At 67.3% G+C, this 20,805-nt stretch carries 22 protein-coding genes; 7 read left to right on the forward strand and 15 right to left on the reverse strand.

Annotated elements, in window-relative coordinates; genetic code table 11:
• The first annotated feature begins 6 nt into the window (after positions 1-6).
• Positions 7-801 carry a type I methionyl aminopeptidase gene (gene map / locus G154_RS11180; RefSeq protein ID WP_019512378.1) on the forward strand — a complete coding sequence of 265 codons (795 nt, stop codon included), beginning with the start codon at positions 7-9 and terminating at the stop codon, positions 799-801.
• Between the two features lie 3 nt (positions 802-804).
• Here map and G154_RS11185 read toward each other — a convergent pair whose 3' ends face one another.
• Together G154_RS11185 and G154_RS11190 are read right to left on the reverse strand one after the other, a co-directional pair.
• On the reverse strand, positions 805-1,470 hold the full coding sequence (locus G154_RS11185) for a GntR family transcriptional regulator (protein WP_019512377.1): 666 nt from the start codon (positions 1,468-1,470) through the stop codon (positions 805-807).
• A gap of 10 nt (positions 1,471-1,480) precedes the next feature.
• On the reverse strand, positions 1,481-3,076 hold the full coding sequence (locus G154_RS11190; RefSeq protein WP_019512376.1) for a GMC family oxidoreductase: 1,596 nt from the start codon (positions 3,074-3,076) through the stop codon (positions 1,481-1,483).
• A 120-nt stretch (positions 3,077-3,196) separates the two neighbouring features.
• On the opposite strand from G154_RS11190, the gene G154_RS11195 reads away from it, so the two are divergent.
• Positions 3,197-3,700 (forward strand): MarR family winged helix-turn-helix transcriptional regulator, encoded by a 504-nt coding sequence (locus G154_RS11195; RefSeq protein ID WP_019512375.1) that lies wholly within the window; start codon positions 3,197-3,199, stop codon positions 3,698-3,700.
• Positions 3,701-3,712: 12 nt separating this feature from the next.
• Here G154_RS11195 and G154_RS11200 read toward each other — a convergent pair whose 3' ends face one another.
• Both G154_RS11200 and G154_RS11205 read right to left on the reverse strand, forming a co-directional pair.
• Positions 3,713-4,948, reverse strand: coding sequence for a GAF domain-containing sensor histidine kinase (locus G154_RS11200; RefSeq protein WP_019512374.1), 1,236 nt, complete (start codon positions 4,946-4,948; stop codon positions 3,713-3,715).
• Complete coding sequence (locus G154_RS11205) at positions 4,945-5,607, reverse strand: response regulator transcription factor (protein WP_019512373.1); 663 nt, start codon at positions 5,605-5,607, stop codon at positions 4,945-4,947. The genes G154_RS11200 and G154_RS11205 overlap by 4 nt, the downstream gene beginning before the upstream one ends.
• A 105-nt stretch (positions 5,608-5,712) precedes the next feature.
• On the opposite strand from G154_RS11205, the gene G154_RS11210 reads away from it, so the two are divergent.
• Complete coding sequence (locus tag G154_RS11210; RefSeq protein ID WP_019512372.1) at positions 5,713-6,507, forward strand: HAD family hydrolase; 795 nt, start codon at positions 5,713-5,715, stop codon at positions 6,505-6,507.
• Between the two features lie 99 nt (positions 6,508-6,606).
• On the opposite strand, the gene mmsB is transcribed toward G154_RS11210, so the two are convergent.
• From mmsB to G154_RS11255, 9 genes are all read right to left on the reverse strand, one after another.
• Positions 6,607-7,482, reverse strand: coding sequence for a 3-hydroxyisobutyrate dehydrogenase (gene mmsB, locus G154_RS11215; protein ID WP_019512371.1), 876 nt, complete (start codon positions 7,480-7,482; stop codon positions 6,607-6,609).
• 15 nt (positions 7,483-7,497) lie between these two features.
• Positions 7,498-8,658, reverse strand: a complete 1,161-nt coding sequence (locus G154_RS11220; RefSeq protein ID WP_192817332.1) for an acyl-CoA dehydrogenase family protein — start codon at positions 8,656-8,658, stop codon at positions 7,498-7,500.
• Between the two features lie 13 nt (positions 8,659-8,671).
• A complete protein-coding gene (locus tag G154_RS11225) occupies positions 8,672-10,192 on the reverse strand; it encodes a CoA-acylating methylmalonate-semialdehyde dehydrogenase (RefSeq protein WP_019512369.1) in 1,521 nt (506 codons plus the stop codon).
• A gap of 95 nt (positions 10,193-10,287) precedes the next feature.
• Complete coding sequence (gene rfbC / locus G154_RS11230) at positions 10,288-10,890, reverse strand: dTDP-4-dehydrorhamnose 3,5-epimerase (RefSeq protein WP_019512368.1); 603 nt, start codon at positions 10,888-10,890, stop codon at positions 10,288-10,290.
• Complete coding sequence (gene rfbB / locus G154_RS11235) at positions 10,887-11,882, reverse strand: dTDP-glucose 4,6-dehydratase (RefSeq protein WP_019512367.1); 996 nt, start codon at positions 11,880-11,882, stop codon at positions 10,887-10,889. Before rfbB ends, rfbC begins: the two co-directional genes overlap by 4 nt.
• A gap of 33 nt (positions 11,883-11,915) precedes the next feature.
• Positions 11,916-12,764 carry an LLM class F420-dependent oxidoreductase gene (locus tag G154_RS11240; RefSeq protein ID WP_023985354.1) on the reverse strand — a complete coding sequence of 283 codons (849 nt, stop codon included), beginning with the start codon at positions 12,762-12,764 and terminating at the stop codon, positions 11,916-11,918.
• A 66-nt stretch (positions 12,765-12,830) separates the two neighbouring features.
• Positions 12,831-13,676, reverse strand: coding sequence for an LLM class F420-dependent oxidoreductase (locus tag G154_RS11245; protein WP_023985355.1), 846 nt, complete (start codon positions 13,674-13,676; stop codon positions 12,831-12,833).
• 55 nt (positions 13,677-13,731) lie between these two features.
• Entirely contained in the window at positions 13,732-15,225 is a 1,494-nt protein-coding gene (locus G154_RS11250; protein WP_019512364.1) for an ATP-binding protein, read from the reverse strand.
• 15 nt (positions 15,226-15,240) lie between these two features.
• On the reverse strand, positions 15,241-16,956 hold the full coding sequence (locus G154_RS11255) for an FAD-dependent oxidoreductase (protein ID WP_019512363.1): 1,716 nt from the start codon (positions 16,954-16,956) through the stop codon (positions 15,241-15,243).
• Between the two features lie 90 nt (positions 16,957-17,046).
• Between G154_RS11255 and G154_RS11260 the strand changes: the two genes are divergently transcribed.
• On the forward strand, positions 17,047-17,520 hold the full coding sequence (locus tag G154_RS11260; RefSeq protein ID WP_019512362.1) for an SRPBCC family protein: 474 nt from the start codon (positions 17,047-17,049) through the stop codon (positions 17,518-17,520).
• Positions 17,521-17,545: 25 nt separating this feature from the next.
• Here G154_RS11260 and G154_RS11265 read toward each other — a convergent pair whose 3' ends face one another.
• Both G154_RS11265 and G154_RS25525 read right to left on the reverse strand, forming a co-directional pair.
• The gene (locus G154_RS11265; RefSeq protein ID WP_019512361.1) at positions 17,546-18,415 is read right to left on the reverse strand and encodes a universal stress protein; all 870 of its coding nucleotides are present in this window, start codon (positions 18,413-18,415) and stop codon (positions 17,546-17,548) included.
• Positions 18,399-19,592 (reverse strand): WS/DGAT domain-containing protein, encoded by a 1,194-nt coding sequence (locus tag G154_RS25525; protein ID WP_019512360.1) that lies wholly within the window; start codon positions 19,590-19,592, stop codon positions 18,399-18,401. Before G154_RS25525 ends, G154_RS11265 begins: the two co-directional genes overlap by 17 nt.
• Positions 19,593-19,906: 314 nt before the next feature.
• On the opposite strand from G154_RS25525, the gene infA reads away from it, so the two are divergent.
• The 3 genes from infA to rpsM all read left to right on the forward strand — a co-directional run bounded on the left by infA (position 19,907) and on the right by rpsM (position 20,804).
• A complete protein-coding gene (gene infA / locus G154_RS11280) occupies positions 19,907-20,128 on the forward strand; it encodes a translation initiation factor IF-1 (protein WP_003418601.1) in 222 nt (73 codons plus the stop codon).
• A 44-nt stretch (positions 20,129-20,172) separates the two neighbouring features.
• A complete protein-coding gene (rpmJ, locus tag G154_RS25990) occupies positions 20,173-20,286 on the forward strand; it encodes a 50S ribosomal protein L36 (protein WP_079925868.1) in 114 nt (37 codons plus the stop codon).
• A 143-nt stretch (positions 20,287-20,429) separates the two neighbouring features.
• The gene (gene rpsM / locus G154_RS11285) at positions 20,430-20,804 is read left to right on the forward strand and encodes a 30S ribosomal protein S13 (RefSeq protein WP_019512359.1); all 375 of its coding nucleotides are present in this window, start codon (positions 20,430-20,432) and stop codon (positions 20,802-20,804) included.
• Position 20,805 lies beyond the last annotated feature (1 nt).

Below are 20,805 nucleotides of genomic sequence, written 5' to 3' on the forward strand. Positions count from 1 at the left end.
CCGCCGGTGATCAACGTGCCCGGCCTGCGTCGCAAGGTCGTCCCGCAGCGCAGCCCAGCGGAACTGGACGCAATGGCCGCGGCCGGCGCGCTGGTCGCCGCGGCGTTGCGCGCCGTGCAGCAGGCCGCCGCGCCAGGGGTGTCCACCGGTGAGCTCGACCGAGTCGCCGAATCGGTGATCCGCGACGGTGGCGGTGTGCCGTCCTTCCTGGGGTATCACGGTTTCCCGGCCACCGTCTGCGCGTCGGTCAACGACCGCGTCGTGCACGGCATCCCGTCGGACGCCGAGATCTTGGTCGACGGCGACCTGGTCTCCATCGACTGCGGGGCGATCCTCGACGACTGGCACGGAGATTCGGCCGTCACCTTCGGGGTGGGCACCTTGATCGAGGCCGACGAGAAGCTTTCCGCGGCCACCCGGTTCTCGATGGAGGCCGGCATCGCGGCGATGGTCCCGGGCAACCGGCTGACCGATGTCTCCCATGCCATCGAGAAGGGCACCCACGCCGCCGAGGCCCGCGATGACCGTCGCTATGGCATCGTGGCCGGCTACGGCGGACATGCGATCGGCCGCGAGATGCACATGGACCCGTTCCTGCCCAACGAGGGTTCGCCGGGGCGGGGCCCCTACCTGGAGATCGGTTCGGTGCTGGCGATCGAGCCGATGCTCACCCTCGGTACCACCAACACCAAGGTGCTCGACGACGACTGGACCGTCGTCACCACCGACGGCTCGCGGGCGGCGCACTGGGAGCACACCGTCGCCGTGACCGCCGACGGCCCACGCATCCTCACGCTGTAGCGCTCAGTCCGGATCACTCGACCCGTCGAGCAGCGTCAGGGTCTCCCAGTTCTGCTGAGTCGCCGTGGCTGCCGCCTCGGCATCGCGGCGGCGGCAGCACTCGATGATCCTTTCGTGTTGGTCGATCGACTGCCGCCCCGACAGCGAGGAGAATCGCTGATACTCCAGGCGCCGGAGCACCGGGGTCACCGTTTCCAGGGCCACCGAGATCGCGTGATTGCCACTCGCCTCGACGGCGACATTGTGAAAGCGTGCGTCGGCGCGCATGGCAGCAGCCGGATCGTCGCGGTCCAGTGCGTCGGCGAAGTCGGCGTTGGCGGCGACCATGGCGTCGATATCGGACTCGGTCAACACCGGTACGGCGAGCCGGACGGCCAGCGCGTGCATCACGGCCGCGACGGCCTGGGCGTCCAGCGCCGCCTTGCGTTCGATGGTGGAGACCACCGTCGAACGACCCGGCATCGTCTGGACAAGACCGGCCGTCTCGAGCCGGGCGATGGCCTCCCGGATCGGAGTGCGGCTGATCCCGAGCCAGCGTTCCAGCTCGGGATCGCGCAGCTTCTCCCCGGGTGCCAGCGTGCCGTTGACGATGGCGTCCCGCAGTGACAGGTAGGCCTGCTCACGCAGCAGCGACCGTTTGTGTCTACCCTGTTCACCCGGCACCGGCATGCACCGAATCCTATGTCGAGCCGGGATCGCCGCCCGGGTGCGCCGTGGTGCGGATGCCCCGGATCAGGTCGACGGCTTTCTCGCCGATCATGATGGTCGCCGCGTTGGTGTTCACCGACACGATGGTGGGCATCACCGACGCATCCGCCACCCGTAAGCCCTGCAGGCCGTGCACCCGGAGCTCGGCGTCGACGACCGCGTCCGGGCCGGTGCCCATCGCCGCGCTGCCCACCGGGTGGTAGTAGGTGCTGGTCGCCCGCATGACATGGTGGCGCAACCCGGCCGCGTCGACGATGTCCGGGCCGGGCAGTACTTCGCGGCCGTACCACGGCGCGAAGACATCGGTGGCCGCGATCTCGCGGGCCAGTCGGACGCCCTGGACCAACCTGCGCACGTCGGATTCGGTGCCCAGATAGTTAGGATCGATCAGCGGGGCGGTGGTCGGATCCGGTCCGGCCAGCCGGACGGTGCCGCGGGCGTGGGGGACGGCCGCGACGGCGATCGTAAAGCTGTTGGCCGGCGCGCTCAGATGCGGTGGATGGAACGGGACATGGATGAACATCAGCTGCATGTCCGGCCCGGTCGATGCCGCGTTGCTGCGCCACGCCAGCGATGTTTCGGCGTGATTGGTCAGCCCGGGCGGGATGGGTTGGGACGCCTCGAAGACCACCGGGCACAGCGGATGATCGTGGAGGTTGCGGCCCACACCGGGGAGGTGGTGGTGTACGGGTATGCCGACCGACTCCAGCTCGGAGGCCGGGCCCACCCCGGACAGCAGGAGCAGGCGCGGGGTGTCGACCGCGCCCGCGCTCAAGATCACCTCGGTCTCGGCGAAGCCGCGACGCAGACGCCCGTCCCTCGTGAATTCGACACCGATGCAACGGGTGTCGGAGAAGAGCAGTCGTCCGGCTCGGGATCCGGTGGAGATGGTCAGGTTCGGTCGGGCGCGCACCGCCGGCGGCAGATAGGCCACGGCGGTACTCTGCCGACGGCCGTGCGCAATCGCCAGATCGTGCCAGCCCGCGCCCTCGGGGTCGGCGCCGTTGAAGTCATCGGTCAACGCGAAGCCCGCCTGCCGCGCGCCGTCGAGGAACACCTGGGACAACGGGTTGGCGGTGTCGGCCGCGGCCGGCGCCGGTGACATCGGGCCGTCGGTTCCGCGGTAGCGGGGATCGCCCCCCGGCACGGTTTCCATGCGTCGGAAGTAGGGCAGTAACGACGCGTGATCCCAGCCGGTGCAACCGGCCGACGCCCAGCTGTCGAAATCGTTGGGGTGTCCCCGCAGGTGCACCATGGCGTTGATGCTGCTGCTGCCGCCGAGGGTGTTCCCCCGCGGCCAATTATGTTGCAGCCCAGCGGTTCCTGCTTGTGCCACGGTGGTGTAGTTGTGATCGACCGCGCTACCCCATAGTGTCGGCCAGGCCGGCGGCGTTGCCACGGCCGGGTCGGTGTCCGGTGGGCCGGATTCCAAGAGGAGAACCCTGGTGGTGCGATCTTCGGAGAGCCGGCCGGCGATGACGCTGCCTGCCGAGCCGGCGCCGATCACGACGAAGTCGTAGGTGTCGGCACGGTCGTTGATGGCCGTGTCGGTGGTGCGGATGGTCATGGGATCCTCTCGGGCCGTAAAATCCAATATATTGGATATCGCATGGCCGTCGAACTTTGTTCCCGTTTGATGGATCCACGCGGTTTTGTCTCCTCAGGTGGTCAGACGGTAAAAAAAGGGATGCCCTCACACCCCGGTAAGCGCGACCCGATAGCTCTGGCGCGCGACAACTGGGAGCGCGCCGGTTGGTCCGATGTGGCCGACGGCATGGTGGCGGTCACCTCGGTGATGCGGGCCCACCAGATCCTGCTGGCGCGCGTGGAGAACGCCCTGCGGCCCTACGATCTGAGCTTCTCCCGCTTCGAGTTGCTGCGCCTGCTGGCGTTCACCAGGAACGGCGAACTGCCGATCACCAAGGCCTCGGACCGGCTCCAGGTGCACGTCACCAGCGTCACCCATGCCATCCGGCGGCTCGAGGCCGACGGGCTGGTGGAGCGGTTGCCGCACCCGACCGATGGCCGCACCACGTTGGTGCGACTGACCGATCTGGGCCGCTCGACGGTCGAGGACGCCACCGAGACGCTCAACACCGAGGTGTTCGCCGATATCGGTATCCCCGATGAGGATTCGCGCTCGCTCGCCGCGGCGATCGAGGCCCTACGGCGTCACAGCGGGGACTTCTAGCGGCCCAGGAGACTACGGGTTCTGCTGCTCGGCAGCGGATTTCAGGACAGAGCCCGTCGTGTCGCCGGTCGGTATCGGGATGCTTGCGGTGACCGTGGTGCCGGCGCCCGGCCGCGAACGGATATGCAGGCGACCGCCGACGATCTCGGCACGCTCGGCCATCGACAACAACCCGTAACCGCCCATCTCGTCACCGCCGAGGGGATGCTCGAACGTGTCGAATCCGATTCCGTCATCGGTGATTTCGAGTCGGGCCTGCTCGCCGGACACCGAGAATGTGAGTTTGGCGCTGGTGGCGCGGGCGTGTTTGACGACGTTCTGCAGGCACTCCTGGGCGATCCGGTACAACGCCAGCTCGATATGGTCGGGCAACCGCCGGTCGGCGAGCTCGACGGCCAGTTCGAGCTGGGGGATCGAGCGCGCCAGGCTGGCCAGTCCGCCGGCGAGACCGAGATCATCGAGCACCGGTGGGCGCAGCCCGCTGATCGCGGCGCGTGCCTCCTGCAGCGTCAGGTCGGCCAGTTCGCGGGCCTTGACCAGCTGGTCGGCCGCCGTCACCGGATTGTCGGCCACCGCGCGCCCCGCCGCGTCGAGCCAGTAGGACAACGTCACCAGGCGCTGGGAGATGCCGTCGTGGATATCGCCGGCCAGCCGCCGCCGTTCCAATTCCTGAGCCTCGATGACCTGCTCGACGAAGTTCTCGTGGGCGCGTTCGCGGGCCACCAGCTGGCGGTGCAGGCGGGCCTGGTGCAGCGCGCCGGCGATGAGTCGCCCGATGACCAGCAGCAGCTCGACATCGCGGTCGGTGAACTCACGGCGCTGCACGGTGTGGACATTCAGCACGCCGACCAGACCGCCAGGATCGGTCTGCATGGGCACCGAGACCATCGAGGTGAAGTCCGAACCGCGCAGCGACTCGAAGGGCAGATACCGCGGATCGGATTCCTTGTCATGACTGATCACCACGGCCTGCCGGTTACTGGCGACCCAACCGGAGATGCCGTGGCCGAGGGGGAGGCGGATCTTGCCGACCTCACTGTCGAACGGAGGGGTGGCGCCGGTCAGTGTCAGTGACCGTTCGGTGTCGTCGAGCACGTGCACGAAGCAGACATCGGTGGCGGTGGCGTCGGTGATCATCCGGGCGGCGGCGGCCGCCAACGGCTCCACACCGGGACCGCTGGAGGTCGCCTGGATCAGTTCGCGCAGCAGGGCCAGCTCGCGGTCAGCGGTCAGGATGGGGCTGGTCATCGATAGATGCCCTCCCGTAGCGCAGTGGCCACCGCGCCGGTGCGATCGCTGACGCCGAGCTTGCGATAGATCGAACTCAGGTGGGTCTTGACCGTTTCCTCACCGATCACCAGCTTGGCGGCGATACCGCGGTTGGACAGCCCGCTGACCACATACGACAAGATCTCGCTCTCGCGTTGGGTGAGCCCCTGCCGGGCGCCCGGCCAGAACTCGTCGCGCTGCAGGCGGGCCGCGGTGTCGGCGGCGCGTGCCGCCATGCCGGGGTCGATGGCCGTCTCGCCGCGGTGTGCCAGTTCGAGCTGGCGGACCAATTCGTCGCTGCTGATGCTCTTGAGCAGATAGCCCGATGCGCCGACCCGCAGTGCTTGGAACAGGTACTGCTCGTCCTCGTACACCGACAGCATGACGATCTTGCGGTCGGGATCGCGCTCCCGCAGCGCCAGGCACAGATCCAAGCCGCTGGCCCCCTGCATCCGGACATCGCACAGCACGATGTCCGGGTCCAGTTCGGCGACCACCGTGAGGGCACGTTCGGCGCCGACGGCCTGCCCGACGACCTGCACACGATCCTCGAAGCTCACGAGCATGGCCTTGAGCCCCTCGATGACCATCTCGTGGTCGTCGACCAGCACAAGGCGCATCGGGCTGGACGGCGCCATGCGGACAACCATAGGGCTGCCGGACGGCCCGCAGACCCAACTTGGCCCACCCAATCCCCCTTCCGGGGGACGCGGCGCCGATGTGATCTGGGCCACTCTTATCCGATGACGCCGCTGGATAGTGCCGGACCCGCCGCCACCTACTTGTTCCGCCGTACCGACCCGTTGCGCGCGCTGGTGCTCGATCTCGATGCCCTGGCCGACCTCCGGTTCGACGGCTACCGCGTCGTGTTCAACGCCGCGTTCGCCGCCCTCGGCCTTCCCGTGCAGTGGAGCGTGGAGCGCTACCGGCAGCTCCTGGCGCTGCCCGACGAACGGCTGCGGGTGGCCGCCGAACTGCGCAAACGATGTATCGGCACCGACTGCGATGTGCTGGTGCGTGTCCTGGTCGAGCAGGTGTGCGACACCAAGGAGGCCCTGCTGCAGCGGGTGATGCTCGACGCGGGGTTCAGCCCGCGGCCCGGCCTCAATGATCTGGTGACCGATGCTTTCGTCGCGCAGGTGCCGATCGCGGTGATCACCGATGGTCGGCGGCGCTGGGCGCAGCCGCTGGTGAGCCAGCTGGTGGGGGCGGGTCTGGTCGAAGCCGTGGTGACCGCCGACGATATCGGTGTGCCGCCGCGCGGGGATGCCCTGTTCCGGCAGGCATTGGCCGAACTGGGCGTGGCGCCGCATGACGCATTGGCCATCGTCGGGTCGGCTACCGGTCTGCGTGGCGCCGATGCCGCAGGCCTGGCCACCGTCCTCGTCGACGGCGACGCCGACACCGCGGCCGGGGTTCCGTCCGCCGCGGCCGCGGTGCGTCGCGATTACAGCGGGACCGACGGCGGCCTGCGGCTGGCCCAATTCCGCCGACTGCACGCGCAGTGGTGGGCCGAACACAGCGTTCCGGCGGCCTGACCGCGCCGACGCCGCGTATCACCGGTGCCTGCGATCACAGCGGCACCCAGATCCCGAAGAACCTCCACGGTCGCCCTCGAACCTGCAAGCGGGCTGTGACTATCCCGCGCGCAACGCCTCGATGACGGCGCTGAAATCCAACCCGCTGTGCTCGGCGTTGAAATCCGCGTAGATCTGCGCCGCATGGGTACCCAGCGGCGCGTTCGAGCCGGTCGATTCGACCGCCGCCATCGCCAGCCCGAGGTCCTTGTGCATCAGGGCGGTAGCGAAGCCGGGCTTGAAATCGTTGTTCGCCGGTGAGGTCGGAACCGGCCCGGGCACCGGGCAATTGGTACTCACGGCCCAGCAGTTCCCGGTCGCCCCGGTGATCACGTCGAACAGCTTCTGCTTGTCCAGACCCAGCTTCTCGGCCAGGACGAACGCCTCACCGATGGCGATCTGCTGCACCGCAAGGACCATGTTGTTGCACACCTTGGCGGCCTGACCGGCGCCCGCGCCACCACAGTGGATGACCTTGCCTGCCATCGGTTCCAGCGCCGCGGTGGCCCTGGCGAATGCCTCCTCCTCGCCGCCGACCATGAATGCCAGCGTGCCCGCCGCGGCACCCTTGATGCCGCCGGACACCGGGGCATCGAGCTGGGCGAAGCCGGCATCGAGGGCCTGCCGGTGGATCTCGCGGGCGTCATCGACGGAAATGGTGGAGGTGTCGATGAACAGCGCACCGGCCTTTGCCGCCGGCAGCACCTCGGCATACACGGACTTCACGATGGCACCGTTGGGCAGCGAGGTGATGACGATATCGGCCTCGGCCACCGCCGCGGCGCCGGTGTCGAAGGTCGTGATGCCCGTGCCTGCCGCGGTATCCCGCAGGTCGGCAACGGGGTCGTATCCGTGCACGGTGAAACCGCCCGACACCAGGTTGGCGGCCATCGGACCGCCCATGTTCCCGAGGCCGAGAAAAGCGATGGTGCTCATCTGCTGTCGTCCCTTCTATCCGGCGGCCCGGGCCCGCGCGGCTTCCGCCCGGCCGATGACCACCCGCATGATTTCGTTGGTGCCCTCCAGGATTCGGTGCACCCGTAGGTCCCGGACGATCTTCTCCAGGCCGTACTCGTTGAGATAGCCGTAGCCGCCGTGCAACTGCAGCGCGGAGTCGGCCACGTCGAAGCAGGAGTCGGTGACGTAGCGCTTTGCCATCGCGCACAGTTCGACCTTGTCCGGTGCGTTCGCGTCGAGTGCAGACGCGGCGCGCCACAACATGATCCGAGATGTCTCCAGAGCGGTGGCCATATCGGCCAGGGCGAACCGGATGGTGGGCTCGTCGAGGAGGGCGCCACCGAAGGCCTCCCGATCACGCAGATAGGCGGCCGCCTTCTGGTGTGCGGTGCGGGCCCCGCCGAGCGAGCAGGCGGCGATGTTGATGCGGCCGCCGTTGAGCCCGTTCATGGCGATACCGAACCCGGTGCCCTCGCCCTCGGGCCCGCCGAGCAGCGCATCGGCAGGCACCCGTACCTGCTCGAGGACGACCTGCGCGGTCGGCTGGGTGTTCCACCCCATCTTGGCTTCATTCGGCCCGAAACTCAGCCCAGGGGTGCCCTTTTCGACCAGGAATGCCGAGATTCCCTTCGGTCCGTCCGCGCCGGTGCGGGCCATCACGACATAGACGTCGGAAACTCCTGCGCCGGAGATGAACTGCTTGACACCGTCGAGCACCCAGCCGTCGGAGTCGCGAACCGCCTTGGTGCGCAATGCCGCGGCATCCGAGCCGGCCCCGGGCTCGGTCAGGCAGTAGCTCGCGATGGTCTCCATGCTCGCCAGCCGGGGCACCCAGGTCTTGCGCTGTTCCAGGTTGCCATAGGTGTCGACCATCCACGCACACATGTTGTGGATGGAGATGAACGAGGCCAGCGCCGGATCGGCCGCGGCCAATTCCTCGAAGATCCGCACCGCGTCGATGCGGCGCAACCCGCTGCCACCGACATCCTCGCCGCAGTAGATCGCGGCCATGCCCAGTTCGGCGGCCGCACGCAGCACATCGGTGGGGAAGTGCTTGCTGTGGTCCCACTCCAAAGCGTGCGGCGCAAGGCGTTTGGCGGCGAACGCGGCTGCCGTCTCGGCAATCACCCGTTCGTCGTCGGTCAGCTCGAAGATCGACATGTCGGCGCTATTGCATCGTGGGAATGGAGAACTCGGCGCCATCCTTGATGCCCGACGGCCAGCGCTCGGTGACGGTCTTGACCTTGGTGTAGAACTGGATCGAGGCCGGGCCGTGCTGGTTGAGATCGCCGAAGCCGGAACGCTTCCAGCCGCCGAAGGTGTGATAGGCCACCGGGACCGGGATCGGCACGTTGACGCCGACCATGCCGACCTGCACGCGCGAGACGAAGTCGCGGGCGGCGTCGCCGTCGCGGGTGAAGATCGCGACACCGTTGCCGTATTCGTGCTCTGTAGGGAGCCTCAACGCGTCCTCATAGTCCTTGGCTCTTACGATGCACAGCACCGGGCCGAAGATCTCGTCGGTGTAGATCGACATGTCGGTGGTGACATGGTCGAACAGGGTGGGGCCGATGAAGAATCCCCCGGACAGATCCTGACCATCGAAGCTCAGTTCGTCGGTGGCGCGCTCGCGCCCGTCGACCACCAGTTCGGCGCCGGCTTCCACACCTTGGCCGATGTAGTCACGCACCCGCTCCAGGGCGGCACCGGTCACCAGGGGCCCGTAGTCGGCCTTGGGATCCAGGCTGTGCCCGACACGGAGCTGGTTGACGCGCTCGACCAGCCTGTTGCGAAGCCGTTGCGCTGTTTCTTCGCCCACCGGGACCGCGACGCTGATGGCCATGCACCGCTCGCCGGCGCTGCCGTAGCCGGCGCCGATGAGTGCGTCGACGGCCTGGTCGAGATCGGCATCGGGCATCACGATCATGTGGTTCTTGGCACCGCCGAAGCACTGGCTGCGCTTTCCGTTGGCCGCGGCCGTGGAGTAGATGTACTGCGCGATGTCCGAGCTGCCGACGAAGCCGACGGCCTGGATGTCGGGATGGCTCAGGATCGCGTCGACAGCCTCCTTGTCGCCGTGGACGACCTGGAACACGCCTGCGGGCAGGCCGGCCTCCAAGAAGAGCTCGGCCAGCCGCAGCGGCACCGAGGGGTCGCGCTCGGAGGGCTTGAGGATGAAGGCATTTCCACACGCGAGCGCCGGACCCGCCTTCCACAGCGGGATCATCGCCGGGAAGTTGAACGGGGTGATCCCGGCGACCACACCGAGCGGCTGACGGATCGAGTACACGTCGATACCGCCGCCGGCGCCCTCGGTGAACTCACCTTTGAGCAGGTGCGGGATGCCGATCGCGAACTCGATGACCTCGACGCCGCGCTGGATGTCGCCCTTGGCATCGGGCACGGTCTTGCCGTGTTCGATGGAGAGCAGCTCGGCCAGCTCGTCGACGTTCTCGTTGACCAGCGCGATGAACTTCATCAGCACACGGGCCCGCCGTTGCGGGTTCCACGCCGCCCATTCCTGCTGCGCGGTCACCGCGGAGGCGACCGCGGTGTCCACGTCGGCCTTGCTGGCCAACAAGACCTGTGCCTGCACCTCGCCGGTGCTGGGGTTGAGGACATCCGCGGTGCGGGTGGAGGCGAGGTCGCTGCGCTTGCCGTCGATGAAGTGCTGAATTTTGGTGGTCATGAGATCCGTCCGAAGTGAGCGTGCCCGATGTGATCCGAGATACTTGGATATCCTAGTAATGTGCTGGGTTGCACGCAAGGACGGGTTGGGAAGGCTCAGTGAATCCGAGCGCGCAGCTGCTCGACGTAGGCCTGGGTGTCCGCCCATGCCGGCAGCACGCCCTGGGCGAGTGCCTCGGCCAGCGTCGGTGCGGCCGCATCGCGCTCGGAGAGGATCAGCCGATGTTCCAGGGGCCAGTCGATGCCCAGGGAGGTCGGTGAGATGGTGCGCTCGCGATCCGGGGCGTAACCAGCCGAGCACAGGTACATCACCGTCGAATCATCTTCCAGCGCAAGGAAAGCGTGGCCCAGTCCCTCGGAGAGGTAGACCGATCGTCGCTGCCGGTCGTCGAGCAGCACCCCGTCCCAGTGCCCGAAGGTGGGCGAGCCGACCCGGATGTCGACGACCACGTCGTACACCGCGCCACGCAGGCAGGTGACGTACTTGGCCTGGCTCGGCGGGACGTCGGCAAAATGCACACCGCGCAGCACGCCGGCCGCCGAGATTGAACAGTTCGCCTGGTGGAGCTCGAAGCGGTGGCCGGTCATCGCCTCGAAGGACGCATTGGTGAACCACTCGAAGAATGCGCCGCGGGCGTCGCTGTGCACCGTCGGAGTGATCTCCCACGCGCCGGGAACCGCGAGTTCCCGTGCGCTCACTGGCCGCGCTCCGCGTACCGTGCCTCGATCGTCGATTTCAAGGGCCCCCACCACTTTTCGTTGTTCCGATACCAGTCGATCGTGGCCAGCAGGCCCGCCTCGAAATCGGTGTGCACCGGAGCCCACCCCAGCTCCTCGCGCAGCACCGACGCATCGATGGCGTAGCGCAGATCATGCCCCACCCGGTCGGTCACCTGGTCGAAATCGTCGGGATCGTGCCCCATCAGAGTCAGCAGTGTCCGCAACACGCTGCGGTTGTCCCGCTCACCGTCCGCCCCGATGAGGTAGGTCCGGCCGGGCGTGCCGTCGACAAGGATGCGCCACACCGCCGCATTGTGATCGTCGACGTGGATCCAGTCGCGCACATTGGCGCCGGTGCCGTACAGCTTGGCGCGCCTGCCGGTCAGGATGTTGGTGATCTGCCGAGGGATGAACTTCTCGACGTGTTGGTAGGGCCCATAGTTGTTGGAGCAGTTGGAGATCGTGGCGGCCACACCGTAGGAGCGAACCCAGGCTCGCACCAGCAGATCGGCGGCTGCCTTCGTCGACGAGTACGGACTCGAAGGGTTGTACGGGGTGGACTCGGTGAAACGCGCGGGATCGTCGAGGGCCAGGTCCCCGTAGACCTCATCGGTCGACACATGGTGAAACCGGGTCCCGTGTCTGCGCACCGCCTCCAACAGCGTGAACGTGCCCACGACATTGGACTGCACAAACGGCGTCGGGTCGGCGAGGCCGTTGTCGACATGGGTTTCCGCGGCGAAGTGCACCACCGCATCGGCCGCCGCGACGAGATCGGAGACCAGATCGGTATCGGTGATATCGCCTTCGACCAGCCGGATGCGGCCGGCCACCGGCGCCAGCGATTCACGGCTTCCCGCGTAGGTCAGCGCATCCAGGACCGTCACCTGGGTCTCCGGTCGTTCCCGGAGGGTGAGGTGCACGAAGTTGGACCCGATGAATCCGGCACCACCGGTGACCAGCAACCGCATGGCCCAACCCTAGAGGTGCACCGCCCCGCCGCTCTAGGTGAGGCCGAGCGGGCCGGCCAACTCGGTCAACGTCGGCAACAGCTCATCCCAGCCGCCGAGCACCTGGATCGCCACATGATCGGCACCGGCATCCAGATGCTGGTTCAGGCGCGCGGCGACATCGGCTGCGGTGCCATGGGCGACGACGGCGTCGATCAGCCGGTCACTTCCCGGCTTGGCGATATCGTCCTCGGTGAAGCCAAGCCGGCGCCAGTTGTTCAGGTAGTTGCTCAGGTTCAGATAGAAGTCCACCGCCTGCCGACCGATCTCCCGGGCGTGCTCGACATCGGTGCTGAGGACGACCTTGTGCTCGGGCGCCAGGAACACGGTGTTACCGATCAGGTTGTGGGCCTGGCCGGTGTGCTGCGGGGTGGTCAGGTAGGGATGGGCGCCCGCGCTGCGGGCGGCCGCCAGCTTGAGCACCTTGGGCCCCAGCGCGGCGATGACCCGCCGGCTGGTGGGCACATGGGCGGCATCCAGCGAATCCAGGTACTCGACCAGCACGTCATATGGTTTGCGGTATTCCTCGGTGTGCTCGGGATGGCCGATGCCGATACCGAGCAGGAAGCGACCCGGATGAGCCTTCTCCACCCGGTGGTAGGCCTCGGACACCTCACCGGCATCCGCCTGCCAGACGTTGATGATGCCTGTGGCCACCTGCAGATTGTCGGTGGCCTCCAACAGCGGCTCGACATAGTTCAGGTCACCCTTGGGCGACCCACCGATCCACAGCGCGCCATAACCCAGCTTCTCGATCTCGGCAGCCTGCTCGGGCTTCGGCACACCGAAGGTCCAGACGCCGTAGCGACCGAAATCGGGTTTGAGGGTCACGGCGTCGGTCATGGCGATCTCCATCCTCGTCGTTCTCGTCGATGTGTTTCTGATCGGTGTGTCTCTGCCCGGCTCATCTCACCGCAGGCCCAGCGGGCCGGCCAACTCGGTGAGCGCGGGTAACAGGTTGTCTGTACCCGTCAGCACCTGAACCGGAACATGATCGGCGCCGGCGGTCAGGTGTTCTTTGAGCCGGGCCGCGATGGCATCGGTGGTGCCGTGGGCGACGACGGAGTCGACGAGGACGTCGCTGCCGGGCTTGGCCACGTCCGCGTCCGTGAACCCGAGCCGTTTCCAGTTGTTCAGGTAGTTCGCCAGACCCAGGTAGATCTCCAGTGCCTTGCGGCCTACCTCGCGGGCGTGTGCCGCATCGGTGGTGAGCACGACTTTGTGTTCGGGCGCCAAGAACGCGTCGGGTCCGATCAGCTCCCGCGCCTGCGCGGTGTGCTCGGGTGTCGTGAGGTACGGATGCGCGCCGGCGCTGCGCCGGGCCGAAAGCTTGAGCACCTGCGGACCGAGTGCGGCCACCACGATCCGATCCTTGGGCACACCGTGCTGATCGAGCGCGTCGAGATACTCGGTGAGCGCGTCGTAGGGCTTCTTGTATTCGGTGTGCGCCTCGGGATGGCCGACGCCGATACCGAGCAGGAAGCGGCCGGGGTAGCGCTTTTCGATGCGGTGGAAGGAGTCGGCCACCGGCGCCGCCGGTGCCGACCAGATGTTGACGATGCCGGTGGCCACCTGCAAGGTTTCGGTCGCGTCCAGGATCGGATCGACCCAATCCAGTTCGGCGGGCGGTGAGCCGCCCGCCCAGATCGCACCGTAACCGAGCGATTCGATCTCCCGGAGCTGTGGTTCGGGGAGCTGCCGCCACTGCTCGTAGTGACCGAACACGCCGAACTTGCCCAGAGCTGGTTTCGTCATGGTCGGCACAACCTCCGCAAGGGCGCTGCGCATTCCGACCGACGCACGGGCCTCGCTACTCGGTCCCCGCCGCCGACAACTCACCCGGGGTGGGGATGACCGGAGCCGGCGCCACCAGCGGCAGGCAGACCGCGAACCGGGTGTCGCCGGGCTTGGACTGCACCGAGATGTTGCCCCCGTGCTTTTCCACCACGATGCGCCAAGCCAGGTCCAGTCCGAGGCCGGTGCCCTCGCCGAAGGGTTTGGTGGTGAAGAACGGCGTGAAGATGCGGTCGATGACATCCTCGGGGATGCCGGGGCCGTCATCACAGATCTCGACACGGATCATCTGTTCGTTCTCGCGGCTGGTCCGGATGGTCAAGGTGCCGTGGCCGCCCATCGCCTGGATGGCGTTGTCGATGATGTTCGTCCACACCTGGTTCAGGTCGCCGGGATAGCACTGCAGTTCGGGCAGCGTCTTGTCCAAGTCCTTGACGATCGTGACCGGTCGGTCCTTCCCCGGTCCGCCGATCTTGTCGCCGAACATCATCACGGTGCTGCGGATCAGTTCGTGCACGTCGGCACTGCCGTAGGAGCCGCGGTCCATCTGCGAGTACTGCTTGGCCCCGGCCAGCAGCGCCGAGATGCGCTTGCTCGCCTCGGCGATCTCGTTCATCCGCAACTCGTTGTCAATGGTGTACTTCAGCCAGCCGATGGCGCCCTGCAGCGAGGCGGTCGAATCCAGATCGTCGACCAGCGCCGACACCCGCTCCAGCCAGTCGGTGTCCAGGCCCGCCTCCACGAACGTCGGAGCGTAATCCCAGGCGCCGGCGATACCGTGATCCTCGAGCCAGTCACCGAGCTCGTCCTCGCGATCGGAGGCTTCCAGCGCGGTGAGTTCCAGGTCCTTGTTCTTGGCGACCTGTTCGGCCACCTGATCCTGGATGTTGACCAGGGCGCGCAGCGATTCGGGGCTGAACTTGGCCTCGGCCACCATGGCGAGTTTGTGTCGCATGTGACCGACGCTCTCGCGAAGGTCGGATACGGCGCGCGCGGTGGCCGCCGCCGGATTGTTCAGCTGGTGGGTCAGCCCGGCGGTGATGGTGCCCAGTGCCAGCAACTTCTCACGCTGGCCGATGATCTGGCTCTGCCGGCGGCCACCGACGAGCTGGCCTTCCATGAGGTGCACGGCCATCGGGAACTGCGCACGCATGAACTCCGCGAACGCCCGCGCCTCCAGCACGAACACCCGTGACTCGGACACCAGGCGTACCGAGGCCTGGTAGAGCTGCTCTTCACCGGGGATGTACGCCGACCAGGCGCCGAAGTAGACGCCGCGCTGCGAGGTCCGGTTGGTCTGGATGTCGACGCCGCCGGAGCGCTTCGACATGATCAGTTCACCATCGATCAGCACGTAGAAGCACGTCGCCTGCTCGCCCTCCTGCACGATCGGGCCGGCCGGAAACGTCTCGATGGAGCCCGCTTGGCAGAGCGTGTCGAGCTGCTCGTCGGTCAGATGCTCGAACAGGAACAGGGTCCGCAGTTCGTCGCGTACACACGTCTCGCCCATATGTCTCAAGCCCCTCTATGCCTCAGCCAGGTACCGGTGCACGAACATCACCGCCATCGACCCTTCGCCGACGGCCGCGGCAACCCGCTTGGCGGATTCCGAACGCACATCTCCTGCAACAAACACACCGGGCACACTTGTTTCCAGGTGGTGCGGAGGACGGTCCAGGCTCCAGCCGCACACATCGCGCAGATCGGGGCCGGCCAGGATGAAACCGCGGTCGTCGCGGGCCACCACGCCGTCGAGCCAGTCGGTGCGCGGGGTGGCGCCGATGAAACAGCACAGCCGGTTGGCCGGCACATCCTCGGTCTCACCGGACTTGCGGTCGGCCAGTGTGAGCCCGACAAGGTGGTCGTCGGCGGCGGTGGTGCCGACCACCTCGGTGCAGGTGCGGACCTCGATCTTGTCGTTGGCCTCGATCTGCTGGATCAGGTAGTAGGACATGGATGCCTCCAGCGAGGGGCCACGCACCAGCATGGTGACCCTCTTGGCGGTCCTGGACATGAACATCGCCGCCTGGCCTGCTGAGTTGGCGCCGCCGACGATGTAGACCTCTTCACCGGCGCATTCGGCGGCATCGGACACCGAGGCGCCGTAATAGACGCCGCGCCCGATCAAGTTGGACTCCTCGGCCGCCGAACAGCCCGTCACCGTCAACTCCCGGTAGTCGACACCGGTGGCGAGGATGACCGCCCGGGCGCCGATGGTGCGCCGGCCGTTGCCGTCGGCGGAATCGTCATCGGAGAAGGTGATCATGCGTGCCGTTCCGATCTCACCGGCCTGCAGATGCAGGGCCTGGCGGGTGGTGATCACCTCGGCGCCGAAGCGCTCGGCCTGCCGGCGTGCCGTGGTGGTCAGATCGACCCCGGAGATGCCGTTCTCAAAGCCGAGATAGTTCTCGATCCGGGAGCTGCGGCTGGCCTGACCACCCGTCATCGCGCGCTCGATCAGGACGGTGTTGAGACCCTCGGACGCGCCGTAGACCGCGGCGGCCAATCCGGCAGGCCCGCCGCCGATGACCGCCAGGTCGTACATCTCCAGGGACGGGTTGGTGGACAGGCCGAGCATGGTGGCCAGCTCGGTGTCGGTGGGTTCGACCATGGGCTTGCCGTCCTCGGTGATCACCACCGGCAGCTGCCTGCCGTCCAGCCCGGCTGCCTCGAGCAGTTGGCGACCCTTGGGTTCCTCGGCGGTGAAGGCCTTGAAGGGATAACCGTTGCGGGCGAGGAACTGACGCACATCCCAGGACCGCGGATTCCACTGGTGGCCGATCACCTTGGTGTACGGGATGGCGTGATCGCCGGCGGCATGCCAGGACTCGAGCAGGCCGTCGATCACCGGGTAGAGCTTCTCCTGGGGCGGATCCCACGGCTTGAGCAAATAGTGGTCGAGATCGACGACGTTGATGGCGTCGATGGCGGCCGTCGTATCGGCATATGCGGTGAGCAGGACCCGTCGTGCCATCGGGTACAGGTCCATCGCGGCCTCGAGGAACTCGATACCGCTCATCTGCGGCATCCGGTAGTCGGCCACGAACACGGCGACGGTGTCACCGCGCAGCTTCAGTTCGTGCAACGTGTCAAGGGCATCGGGACCGGATTCGGCACGCACGATCCGATATCGCTCGCCATAGTGGCGGCGCAGATCGCGTGCCACGGCGCGGGACACGGCCGGATCATCGTCGACCGACAGGATCACGGGCTTGCGGGGTTGGCGCTCGGCGTCAGGCATCACTGATGATTATGCGCTGGACGTCCACTTCTTATCCCCACCTGATCGCTGACGGCGAACGTCGCGCATCGTCGGCCTAGACTGCCGCGTGTGACGGCGCTCGAGTACTCCGATTCCATCCACCTCGCCCTGGGCACGCAGGCGACCTACGACCTGGTCTCCGATATCACCCGGATGGGCCGGTGGAGTCCGGTGTGCAAGGAGTGCTGGTGGGACGACCCGGCCGCCGGTGCGGTGGCCGGGGCGTGGTTCACCGGGCGGAATGTGCTGCCCGAGCGCACCTGGGAAACCCGCAGCCAGGTCGTCGCGGCCACGCCGGGTCGCGAGTTCGCCTGGGAGGTCAACGATGGTTGGGTCCGGTGGGGCTTCACCATGGAACCGGCAGGCGAGGGCACCACGCTGACTCAGTACTGGCGGTTCCTGCCCAAGGGCATCGAGGGATTCCGGGAGCGCTTCGGCGCCGATGCGGACGCGCAGATCGCGACGCGCTCGGAATTGGCACTCAGTGGGATCCCGCAGACCCTGGCGGCCATCAAGGCCACTGCCGAGGCGCAGTCCGCCTAGTCGGCAAGGCCGGCCCACCGCCCGCTCACCGCGGGCGGGCCACCAGGACCGGCACCCGTGCCGCCTGGACCACGGCATTGCTGACCGAGCCCAGCAGCACCGAGGCCACGGCGCCGTGGCCATGACTGCCCACGACGACCAACTGCGCCGCCGTCGAGTGCTCGACGAGCCGGGCGGCGGGCCGGTCGGGAACCACGATGCGGTTGACGTCCACGTGCGGATATCGGTTCTGCCAGGGGACGAGCATCTCGCGCAGTTGCCGGTCGACCTCGGGGCGCAATGACTCCCAGTCGAAACCCGGCATCTCGAATGCGCCGGGGGACCACCAGGCATGCAGGACGTCCAGGCCCACACCGCGTCGGGACGCCTCCTCGAAGGCCAGGGCCGTCGCGGACGCCGATGCCTGCGATCCGTCGAAGCCGAGCAAGACCGGCGCAGCAGGTGCCGGTAGTCCGTCGTCATCGCTGATCACCACCACCGGGCAGTGGGCCCGATGGAGCAGCCCCGTGCTGACGCTGCCCAGCAGGTGACGCGAAAGCGCGCCCCTGCCACGGCTTCCCGTGACGACCATGCCCGCCGTGCGGGACGCGTCGACCAATGCCGCGGTGGGTGTCGCGACGACCAGATCGGTGGTCACCGTGGTGTCGGTGAGAGTGCGGACCGAGTCGGCGGTTTCCTCGAGCAGATCGCGCCCGAGCTGCATCTGCCAATCCAGGTAGTCCGCAGGCGCAGGTACCGCGGGCCAGGCGCCGACCGGCATGGTGTTCGCGTGCAACAGCACCAACGGGATGCCCCGCAACCCCGCCTCGGCGGCCGCCCACTGCACGGCGATCCGAGCAGACGGCGAATCATCCACTCCGACAACGATTTTGGTGATGTCAACCGGCTCGGTCATCTGTGTTCCTTTCGCCGAGGCGCTGGTCCCCGGTAGCTCTGGGCCCGATCAACGCCAGGGCCGGCCGCCCGGGGTGCGGATGCCTGGCGGCAGCGGCGAGATGCTCGATCGTTCGGGCGATCCCGTGGGTGACATCGTCCGCCTCAGGGAACGTATCGCAGTCTGCGGCCAGCCCGAAGAACAGATCCGGACCGTAGGTGAGCAGCATGACGGCGACCTGGCCCGGCGGAGGGACCGGTGGAACACCCACCATCGCCACGATCGGACGGCCCAGCATGTCGCAAGGACGACGTGGGCCGGTGACGCTGGTCATCGCCACCAGGAGATCGTCCCGGGACGGTTCGGTCACCATCTTGAGCGCCCGCCGTGCCAGCGCGACGGGCATCAGCGCGGTGGCGGGCACCGACCAAGGGGAGCGGTGTCGCGCGTCGGCCTTGAAATCGGCCAGCGTGCGGTGCACGGTCTGTAGCTGCCGCAGCACATCCGGTTCCTCGACCGGTAGCGCCCGTCGTAGGACCGGTATCCGCCGGCTCATCCTGGCCGCCACAGCACCCGTCCGGGCCGAAAGCGGCTGCCGGGTGCGCACCGAGATCCGCCGCGGATCCCGGCCGCGATGTCGCAGCGCGGACCGCAGGCCGTTGGTGACCGCCGTCAGTGCCAGCTCGGTGAGCGTGACGTCGAAGGTCTGGCAGACCGATACCGCATCGGCCAGTGCCACCTGGACGGCGCTGAAGCCGGTCGGTCGGCCCGGCGGAAGCGTGCTCGGGTGGGGCGCACCGACCGTTGCCGATACGGCACTGTCCGTACCGAGCCCGGCAAGGACGTCGGTGACGATGCCGGCATCGGCGATATCGTGCCGCGCCGCCAACAGCACGGCCCAGCGGTGATCGCTCAGACCCGCCACGGCCCAGCACCGCCATTGCGGACCGGGTTCGGGGCTGGGGCGGATGGCCTGTGTGACGAACGCGAACAGGGTCTCGTCGTCACCGGGTTCGGCCAGCTCGACCGCAAGGAGGTCGACGGGCCGGCCGAGCCGGTCGTCGAGGGCTGTCGCCAGTTCGTCGTGTGCGGGCATCGGGCCGGTCATGATGGCGATGACGCCGACGTAGGGCACCAGGTCGGCATCGGAATGCGCACCATCGTGGGAGTCGGAGTAAGCGGCACCGGGGTGATTCACCCCTCGACTATCCGGTGCGGGAACAACCCTGCGACAGGGCCGTAGGTCCTCGATGTGATCCAGGCACCGGGCAACGAGACCGGGCGCCGGGTTCCGGCCGCCGCGGTGGGCGCGTCGAGCTGCAATTTCGTTGATTTTGGGGTACGGCGCGGTGCGGGTAGTATGGATCGACGGTGCGGCCTGCGCACCGACTCTTTGCGTGCCTCGTCTGAGAACCATAACGATTTCGGGTCCGGCTCACGTCACGTAGTCGGTGAATCGGTCGTGCCGGGGCGTAGAGATACGAAATCGAAGACAAGGATCGCTAAGACAGTATGGCCAAGAAAGACGGTGCCATCGAGGTCGAGGGCCGCGTGGTCGAGCCTCTGCCCAATGCGATGTTCCGCATTGAGCTGGAGAACGGACACAAGGTTCTGGCCCACATCAGCGGCAAGATGCGGCAGCACTACATCCGCATCCTGCCCGAGGACCGCGTCGTGGTGGAGCTCTCTCCCTACGACCTGTCCCGGGGCCGCATCGTGTACCGGTACAAGTAACTGCCCACCATCCAGACCATCCGAGAGAACAGGATCGCGAAGCCGTGAAGGTGAACCCGAGCGTCAAGCCGATCTGCGACAAGTGCAGGGTGATCCGCCGGCATCGGCGAGTCATGGTGATCTGCTCCGACCCGCGCCACAAGCAGCGGCAGGGCTAGAGACCAGCACCACCCACAACTGAATGCAGACATCCCAGTACCACTGAGCAGATTGGCTGCTCACCACGTCCGGCACGGAGGCCGGACCCCGAACGGGGAACGGACTGGGAACAGACCTCCGCAACGAAAAGGAACACTGCCTGATGGCACGTCTCATGGGCGTTGATCTCCCGCGCGACAAGCGCATGGAGATCGCGCTGACCTATATCTACGGCGTCGGCCGTACCCGCTCCCAGGAGATCCTGGACGCGACCGGCATCAGCCGGGACCTGCGCACCAAGGACCTGACCGATGATCAGGTCTCGCAGCTGCGCGATTACATCGAAGGCAACCTCAAGGTCGAGGGTGACCTCCGTCGCGAGGTGCAGGCCGATATCCGTCGCAAGATCGAGATCGGCTGCTACCAGGGCCTGCGCCACCGTCGTGGCCTGCCCGTGCGCGGACAGCGCACCAAGACCAACGCGCGCACCCGCAAGGGCCCCAAGCGCACCATCGCCGGCAAGAAGAAGGCCAGGTAAC

It is taken from the genome of Mycobacterium sp. VKM Ac-1816D, from assembly GCF_000416385.1.
Lineage (GTDB): Bacteria > Actinomycetota > Actinomycetes > Mycobacteriales > Mycobacteriaceae > Mycobacterium > Mycobacterium neoaurum_A.